At 42.0% G+C, this 8,689-nt stretch carries 9 protein-coding genes; all 9 read right to left on the bottom strand.

Annotated elements, in window-relative coordinates; all coding sequences use genetic code 11:
* Window positions 1–492: 492 nt before the first annotated feature.
* The gene (gene lysS / locus OMHG_RS05645; protein WP_010649050.1) at window positions 493–1,974 is read right to left on the bottom strand and encodes a lysine--tRNA ligase; all 1,482 of its coding nucleotides are present in this window, start codon (window positions 1,972–1,974) and stop codon (window positions 493–495) included.
* A 407-nt stretch (window positions 1,975–2,381) separates the two neighbouring features.
* On the bottom strand, window positions 2,382–2,606 hold the full coding sequence (locus OMHG_RS05640) for a helix-turn-helix domain-containing protein (RefSeq protein ID WP_010649048.1): 225 nt from the start codon (window positions 2,604–2,606) through the stop codon (window positions 2,382–2,384).
* On the bottom strand, window positions 2,576–3,088 hold the full coding sequence (gene folK, locus OMHG_RS05635) for a 2-amino-4-hydroxy-6-hydroxymethyldihydropteridine diphosphokinase (RefSeq protein ID WP_010649046.1): 513 nt from the start codon (window positions 3,086–3,088) through the stop codon (window positions 2,576–2,578). The genes OMHG_RS05640 and folK overlap by 31 nt, the downstream gene beginning before the upstream one ends.
* Window positions 3,085–3,450 carry a dihydroneopterin aldolase gene (gene folB / locus OMHG_RS05630; protein WP_010649045.1) on the bottom strand — a complete coding sequence of 122 codons (366 nt, stop codon included), beginning with the start codon at window positions 3,448–3,450 and terminating at the stop codon, window positions 3,085–3,087. Before folB ends, folK begins: the two co-directional genes overlap by 4 nt.
* Window positions 3,443–4,273, bottom strand: a complete 831-nt coding sequence (gene folP / locus OMHG_RS05625; RefSeq protein ID WP_010649043.1) for a dihydropteroate synthase — start codon at window positions 4,271–4,273, stop codon at window positions 3,443–3,445. The genes folB and folP overlap by 8 nt, the downstream gene beginning before the upstream one ends.
* A 100-nt stretch (window positions 4,274–4,373) precedes the next feature.
* Window positions 4,374–5,303: a cysteine synthase A gene (gene cysK, locus OMHG_RS05620; RefSeq protein WP_010649041.1), complete on the bottom strand. Its 930-nt coding sequence runs from the start codon at window positions 5,301–5,303 to the stop codon at window positions 4,374–4,376.
* Window positions 5,304–5,421: 118 nt separating this feature from the next.
* Window positions 5,422–6,324 carry a peptidylprolyl isomerase gene (locus tag OMHG_RS05615; protein ID WP_010649039.1) on the bottom strand — a complete coding sequence of 301 codons (903 nt, stop codon included), beginning with the start codon at window positions 6,322–6,324 and terminating at the stop codon, window positions 5,422–5,424.
* A 19-nt stretch (window positions 6,325–6,343) separates the two neighbouring features.
* Window positions 6,344–7,216 carry an Hsp33 family molecular chaperone HslO gene (gene hslO / locus OMHG_RS05610; protein ID WP_010649037.1) on the bottom strand — a complete coding sequence of 291 codons (873 nt, stop codon included), beginning with the start codon at window positions 7,214–7,216 and terminating at the stop codon, window positions 6,344–6,346.
* A gap of 17 nt (window positions 7,217–7,233) precedes the next feature.
* Entirely contained in the window at window positions 7,234–8,007 is a 774-nt protein-coding gene (locus tag OMHG_RS05605; protein ID WP_010649035.1) for a type III pantothenate kinase, read from the bottom strand.
* Window positions 8,008–8,689: the final 682 nt, after the last annotated feature.

Below are 8,689 nucleotides of genomic sequence, written 5' to 3'. Positions count from 1 at the left end.
TTAATGAGTTATTTCAAAAAGAAACAAGTTTCTTTTTGGTTGACATACTGGTTGTTTTGTTCAGTTTTCAAAGAGCAATTTTGTTAGTCGCTTTTCAAATTGGCGACTTTATAAATATAACACAGCGAGTTATTTAAGTCAACTCTTTTTTATAATTTTTTTCAATCTCCATATATTATTTCATAATCATATTTCATAAATAATAGAAGCTTGTTTTTTTGTTGCCTTAATGCAACGTTTATAAATTTACCACGTTTTTAATATGAAATCAAGAGGAATATGCAAAGAAATACAAGGAAAATTATATTTTAATTATTTGATTTATTTGCACGATGAAAAGTGGAGATATGTTTATCTATTTGGAGATTTTCTCTTCAGTGTTTTAGCAGCATCTATTATATTTAATATACCCTGATATCGAATTGTAAAACCTTTGTTGCCTACATATTAAAAACCCCCGGTGCGTAGGTTTTCGCATCGGGGGTGGTTCATTTATTTATTCCGCATTTGCGGGAATAGCAATACATCACGAATCGATGGTGAATTTGTCAACAGCATAATCAGCCGATCAATACCAATTCCAAGGCCGCCTGTTGGAGGCATGCCATATTCTAGTGCCTCCAGGAAGTCCTCATCCATATAATGTGCTTCGTCATTCCCGGCATCTCTTTCTTTAACCTGTGCTTCGAAACGCTCGCGCTGATCGATTGGATCATTTAATTCACTGAATGCATTTGCGTGTTCACGCCCTACAATGAATAATTCGAAGCGGTCCGTAAAACGCTCGTCTTCTTTGTTTTTCTTGGCAAGTGGTGAAATCTCCACTGGATGGCCATATATAAATGTAGGCTGGATTAGTGTTTCCTCAACCTTTTGCTCAAAGAATTCATTGACAATATGGCCAAAAGCCATTGTATTATTAATCTCAATACTATGTTCTTTTGCCAATGCACGCGCTTCTTCATCGGTCATCTGCTTCCAGAAGTCAACACCCGTTGCCTCTTTAACTGCATCCACCATGTGAAGTCTTGTCCATTCCGGCTCAAGATCCACTTCATACTCACCATACTGGACCTTGGTTGATCCAAGTACTTCTTTCGCAATATGTGCTACCAGATTTTCGGTCAGTGCCATAATGTCATGGTAATCTGCATATGCTTCATATAACTCAATCATGGTGAATTCAGGGTTATGTCTTGTTGATACACCTTCATTACGGAACACGCGCCCGATTTCATATACCTTTTCCAACCCGCCAACTATCAGACGTTTTAGATGCAGTTCAATCGCAATACGCATATACAAATCAATATCGAGCGCATTGTGATGCGTGATGAACGGACGTGCAGATGCCCCGCCCGGAATACTGTGCATCATCGGTGTTTCCACTTCCAGGAAGCCTTGACCATTCAAATATTCACGCATCGACTGAATGATCCTGCTGCGCAGGACGAATGTTTCTCTGCTTTCCATATTTGTAATGAGGTCCAGATAGCGTTGACGGTAGCGCTGTTCAATATCCTTCAGGCCGTGATATTTCTCAGGCAATGGGCGCAATGATTTGGTAAGCAAATGAAACTCCGTTGCTTTAACCGAAAGTTCCCCTACTTTTGATTTAAACATCACTCCGGTTACCCCAACAATATCCCCTAAATCTGTTGTGTTGAAGATTTCATAGGCATCCTCGCCAATCGAATCTTTACGGACGTATAACTGTAGCTGTCCACTCAAATCCTGGAGATGGGCAAATCCGGCTTTTCCTTTACCGCGTTTCGTCATTAGTCGGCCGGCAATCGTAACCTCATCCTTCATTTCTTCTAATTCCTCTTTGGAATACTGGTCATATTTCTCGATCAGTTCTTCAGCCAAGTGGGTCCTTGTGTATTTTCCGCCAAATGGATCGAGTCCTTTTTCACGGTAATCAATTAATTTGTCGCGTCTTACACGCATATGTTCATTTAATTCTTCGGACACTTTTATCACTCCAGTCATTAATTATAGTAAGTATATAGTAAAACACCTATTCTTTCACGTCTATTCCCTTCATGATGACGACTAAAAATGCAGAAAAAACCTGCCGGCAGCTGCCAGCAGATCTAACCCTGATTGGCGGGCTTAGGAAGTATTCTGTGCCGCTTCGACCAATTCTTAAGGCTCATTAACATTTCTTCCCCATCAATGAAGAGCTTTCCATTGCTTTTGCTAACGACATACTCGTCAGTCACCGTCTTTGCCGTTACAAGTCCTGCGCCAAACCCTTTGACAGCCTGACGAAGGAAAGCAACATTGCCGGCAATGTTTCACTTACAAAAACAAACACGGTTAGAAACTATTTATTCCCAATTACCGATCTGAAAAAAATCCAAGTGTCCGCCTATTATTTAGTCTGCGGTTTCCTTGCCATTTTCCAATGTAATCTCTTCTCTCGGTATGGAGAGCGTTTCAGCAATCTGATCCAGTAAATCATCGGATGCCATCTTGGTACCCCGTTCGATATTTCCAATTTGCGCAATCGAAACATTCAGCTCATTTGCAAAATCCATTTGTGTATAGCCTTTTAGTTTACGAAATGCCTTTACTCTTCTCCCAACCCGTTTTGCGTCCATTTTCTTACATCCTTTATGTCTCTTTCTGGAAGTTCATTAATAAAATCCACTACACGTTTATTCCAGCCCGGCACCAGCATATGTGGTGCAATCTCCTGCAATGGAACAAGCACAAATGCACGCTCATGCATTCGCGGGTGAGGTATTATTAATCGCTCTACTGTACTATTTTCTTGATTAAATGTCAAAATGTCAAGGTCTATTGTTCTGGGACCAAAACGGATCTCTCTCTTACGGCCAAGCTGCTGCTCCACTGCCTGGCAATATTCCAGCAAATCAAAAGAAGATAGCGAGGTCTCCACTTCGATTACCATATTAAGAAAATCGGCCTGATCTATATAGCCGACAGGGGCTGTTTCATAGATAGAGGATTGTTTTACGATTGATACTCGTTCGTTTTTCTCGAGCAATCTTAATGCCTGGGATAGATATTCTTTCCTTGGACTGATATTTGTTCCTAGTGCCAGATATGCTGTATTCATCGTTTTTTCTCCCTATATATTTCTACCGCCACCGATTGATAGTGTCCTGGAATGGGCGGGTCTGGTTTAATTACCTTTACATTGCAGGCATCCAGCAGTTCAAAGGATGATAGCAGCTTAGCTGCAATTGCCTCTGCAACAGCCTCAATCAGATTCAGTGCACCGCCTTCCATGATTTCCTTTACAAGCTCATAAACATGGCCATAATGGATGGAATCATGCATGTCATCTGTCTCTCCGGGTTTCTTCAGGTTCAGATACAATTCCAGGTCGACATTAAAACGCTGCCCGAGCTTATTTTCTTCCGGCAGCAAACCGTGAAACCCATAAAATTGCATTCCGCTCAGTAAAATTTTATCCATTGGAAGACCCTCCTTCAGCAAGCATAGCATCCATCATCCTGGCAATCTCTACATTCAATTTAACGTTATGGACCCGAACAATATGAGATCCTTTTACAATTCCAAGAGCCGTTGTAGCCCCCGTTCCATTGTCGCGATCAGCTGGCGGCAATTCGAGTACATTCCCAATAAACCTCTTTCTCGATGTCGCAAGCAGTAAGGGGTATCCCATCGCCACTAAGTGCTCAAGATTGTTCATGACAACAAGGTTATCCTTCGCTGACTTGGCAAACCCCACGCCCGGGTCCAGAATAATATTTTCTTTTGGGACACCAGCTTTCAGGGCGATTTGGATGCTTTCCTCCAGATCATTTTTCATATCTTCAACGACGGATGTGTAATCCTCATTCGTCCGGTTATGCATCAAAATAATGGGTACATGATATTCTGCTGCGATATTCGCTATTTCCGGCTCCCTTTTTGCTCCCCAAACATCATTGATTATATCCGCTCCTGCCTCTACAGCCTTTTTGGCAGTCTTCGCCTTATATGTATCAACAGAAATAGGAATGCCGATTGTTTCTTTTAGGGCTTTAATGACTGGAACAATCCGTTCTATTTCTTCATCAGCTGATACGGGTGCATGTCCGGGACGTGTAGACTCTCCGCCAACATCAATGATGTCCGCCCCCTCCTTTTCCATAAGTATCGCCTGCTGCACCGCCCTTTCAACTGTTGTATAGCTTCCGCCATCTGAAAAAGAATCGGGTGTAACATTTAGAATGCCCATTATATGTGTTCTTTCTGCCAAATCGAGTGTCTTTGCTGCTGTTTTTAATAACATGGAATAAACCCGCTTTCCTCAAATATAGATGCTATTATCGTACCGCATCTTACTGCAGAAAAAAAGGACCAGCATGAATGCCGATCCTCCTTGCCTGCTATTATTCATTTTCTTCAAATTGATAAAGAGCAGTTGATAGATATCTTTCTCCGTTATCCGGGAAGATCGCAAGTACTTTCTTGCCCTTGCCCAATTGCTTAGCTACTTTTAAGGCAGCGGCAACAGCAGCGCCTGCAGATACGCCACCAAGGATACCGTTTGTTGTAGCCACTTTCCGCGATGTCTCAAATGCTTCATCATTATCGATTGTGATAATTTCATCATAAACGGTTGTGTTCAATACATCTGGTTTAAACCCGGCACCAATCCCCTGAATCTTGTGCGGTCCTGGCGAGCCTCCAGATAATACAGGTGAAGCAGATGGTTCCACGGCATATACTTTAACACCATCAAAGTTCTCTTTTAAGACTTTACCTGCTCCAGTTATCGTACCGCCTGTTCCGATTCCAGAGATGAATGCGTCAAGGCCATCGCTCATTTGCTCAACAATTTCTTTACCTGTTGTACGTTCATGTATTTCCGGGTTGGCAGGGTTGCTAAATTGCTGCGGCATAAAATAACCATGTTCTTTTTTCAGTTCCTCAGCCTTCGAGATAGCACCCTTCATCCCATCAGCACCAGGAGTCAGAACAAGTTCTGCACCATATGCCCGCAATAGGTTGCGACGTTCTTGACTCATTGTATCCGGCATTACCAATACAGCTTTGTAGCCCTTGGCAGCAGCTACCATTGCAAGGCCAATTCCTGTGTTTCCACTAGTTGGCTCAATAATGGTATCTCCTGCTTTTAATGCCCCCTGATCCTCTGCTGCTTCTATCATCGCAATCGCAATACGATCCTTAACAGAGCTTCCAGGATTCATGAATTCAAGTTTCACATAAACATCCGCACTATCGGCATCAGTTAGATTATTAAGCTTTACAATCGGTGTACCACCAATTAAACCAGTAATATTTTCAGCTACTTTCATGATAACTCCTCCCAATTCCTAGTATTTTTATATGATTTATACCTAATGTACGTTTTTTTCCTGCGAATGTCAACTTATTTGTCTGAAAATTGCGCGGTCATGCAGCCTGTGCCTTCCATCAATTCCCATAAACCCAATCAATTTCAAGCTGTTCCCATAAAGGATCTGCGCTTAGTGATTGATTCATTTCCTGCATAGCCAGTTCACTTTCCATATACGGTTTAATCTCCTCATAATCAAATGTAATCGACGGCAGCTTTCTGTGGAGATAAAGAATAGCTACACCATTGTCTGCCTGAAATGGCTCACTGTAGGAGTGGTTATCCATTTTCAATGCGACTTCCTCATAGCTGCTTGGCAGGAATTGACTGGAAGTATAGATAGAACCTAAGTATCCGCCACTTGCTTTTGTCTCATCATCTATGGAATATTCCTTTGCAAGCAAGTCGAAAGAAGCTCCTTGCTCAAGCTCGGCAACCACCTTATCCGCCGTTTCAAAATCATCTACAAGAATATGGGAAATTTGAACAGATTCAGTGAAATCATATTGGTCACCATATCCTTCATAATAGGTCTGTAATTCTTCCTCCAGGATAGACATGTCTTTCGTCAGCAAGTCTTGCAATTGATAGCGGTAAATAATATCTTCCCGCCATTTTGCCTCTTCCTTTTCAGCCTCCTCCTCGGTCATAATCCCCTGCATGGTATAAAGGAAGGAGATTTCGCGATCAATGACCTTTTCGTCTACCTCTATATTATTCTCTTCCGCCAACTGATTAACCACCTCATGATCAATCATTGACTTTAACTGCTTTTCACCATACTCACTTCTCAGCTCCTCCATCCATTGCTGATAGGAAACCTTCTCACTACCAATAGATGCCACAGGTTCGGCGCTGTCTATCTTGGCACTATCCTCATCATTAATTACAACTTTTTCTTCTTTGTTCCAAAACAGTAGGGAGGCAATATTGGTTATTAAAAGAACAACAATGATCCCCAGCAGTAATTTTTTCGACATGATGGTAAAACTTCCTTTCCTACTGTTTTAATTCTTCCAGCTCTTGTTCGGTAAAATGATAGGTTTCATTACAAAAGTGACAGCTTGCTTCTGCACCATGATCTTCATCGATCATATTTTGGATTTCTTCTTTACCAAGACCGATAATTGCATTTGCCAGCCTTTCCTTAGAGCATTTGCAGCGGAATTCGATTGGCATCGTTTCATGAATTTTAACTGTTTCATTCTCAAATAAACGCTCCAGGATCTGTTCAGGAGTTTTCCCCTCGCGAATCAGACTTGAGATTGCAGGAAAGCTCTGAATCTGTTCTTCCAGTCTTGATATCACTTCTTCTTCAGCACCAGGCATTACTTGAACAATGAAGCCTCCTGCAGCCAAGATGGTATGATCCGGATTAACAAGCACACCCGCACCAACCGCTGAAGGAACCTGTTCTGATGTAGCGAAATAGTAGGTGAAATCCTCACTGATCTCTCCGGATACGATTGGAACTTCTCCGGTAAAATAATCTTTCAAACCTAAATCTTTAATGACACTAAGGCTTCCTTCCGTACCAACCGCACGCGCCACATCCAACTTCCCTTTATCATTCAAATCAAAATCGACATGCGGGTTGATTACATATCCGCGAACATGTCCTTTGGCGTTTGCATCCGCAATAATGGCACCAATCGGACCATTTCCCTGAACTTTAATGGTATTGGAATCTTCTCCCTTGAGCATGGCACCCATCATTGCTGTAATGGTAATGGTTCTGCCAAGTGCGGCCGAAGCCGTTGCCCATGTATCCTGTCTCCTTCTTGCCTCTTCCACTGTGTTGGTGGACGTGGCAGCATACGCACGTACTTTACCATCAAATATTGTTGCTTTTACAAGGTAGTCTTTCGTCATTTCGCTTCTCTCCTTTATCATTGGTGATTTATTTTCTGATAGATTAAGTAAAGGCCCTTTAAAGTTAAATGCGGATCAACCATATCGATGGTTGTTGATTCGTGAGCAATCATCTTGGACAAACCGCCTGTTGCAATCACTTTCGGGTTCGTTTGTTTCTCTTTTTTGATGCGGGTAACAAGTCCATCAACCTGCCCTATATATCCGTAGAAAACACCAGAGGTCATCGCTTCCACCGTCGATGTTCCTACAATATTATCCGGTTCCTGAATTTCTATTTTTGGTAACTTGGAAGCTTTACTGTACAATGCCTCCATCGAGATGTTGATACCAGGCGTAATAATTCCACCAGAGTATTCTTGCTGTTCATTCACATAGCAGTAGGTTGTAGCAGTTCCAAAATCAATAATTATCAATGGTGCTCCGTATGCCTCGATGGCACCGACTGCATTTACAATTCGATCTGCTCCAATTTCTCTCGGGTTCGGATAGTTCATTTTTAAATAGGCTTGGAAATCTTCTTTCCCGATAACGATCGGTTCTTGATTAAAGTAATCCCTGCTCATTTTTTCGAGCGCAAACATAATTGGGGGTACGACAGAAGAAATGATGACTCCATGTATATCTGAAAAGGCAATAGCTTTATGATCAAATAGAGATTTTATCAGCATACCAAATTCATCTTCTGTTTTATAGCGGTCTGTCTTAATTCGCCATTCATATTTTAATTTATCTTTTTCAAATACACCAAGTACCGTATTTGTATTCCCTACATCAAGCACAAATAACATCTGTCACCATACCTTCCTATCATCTCTGTTTTTTAATATACCATACTTTGGAATCCATTAGTAATGCCGTGATTCGGCTGGAAAACAAAGGCATTGTAGTGCTGGCAAGCGCCGATATGGAAATGAACTGTCCCGAACCTTGCAAACTCCATAGTGGATTTCAGCAGCCCTTCTATATTCTATAGGCGGGATAAAGAAAGATCTTGAACAGAGGCTTTTTCTCAAAGATTTTGTTTTTACATAAAACATATAAACAGCAACGTAACAGCAACTGCAGATTTCCGCTCCGGGCAGTCGCTTTCCGCGGCGGGCGCTCTCAGCTTCCTCGGAAGCAAGCCCGTCTTCCTGTGGGATCTTCAGCTGTTGCTTTTCCCGATGTACCTCCTTGGCTTTTACCAATCATTTCAAATTATTTAAGGATTTATTAAAATACAGTCGAATATAAAAAAACTCAATAAATACGATAACTGCATCGGCCGATTTCCGCTCCGGGCAGTCGCTTTCCGCGGGCGCTCTCAGCTTCCTCGGAAGAAACCCACTTCCTGCGGGATCTTCAGCTGTTGCTTTTCCCGCTGGAGTCGACTGCCCTACGCTCCAATCCATCAGCTTAATAATTGAATAACAGTAATTCGATTCAGAAAGCTAAATCTTAGCGGAGGAAATACACGGAGACTCCTGCGGG

Origin of the sequence: Oceanobacillus massiliensis str. N'diop (assembly GCF_000285495.1) — a bacterium.
GTDB classification, from domain to species: Bacteria; Bacillota; Bacilli; order Bacillales; family Amphibacillaceae; genus Oceanobacillus; species Oceanobacillus massiliensis.
Note: the sequence above shows the minus strand (reverse complement) of the source record. Positions and strands in the feature narration are given on the sequence as shown.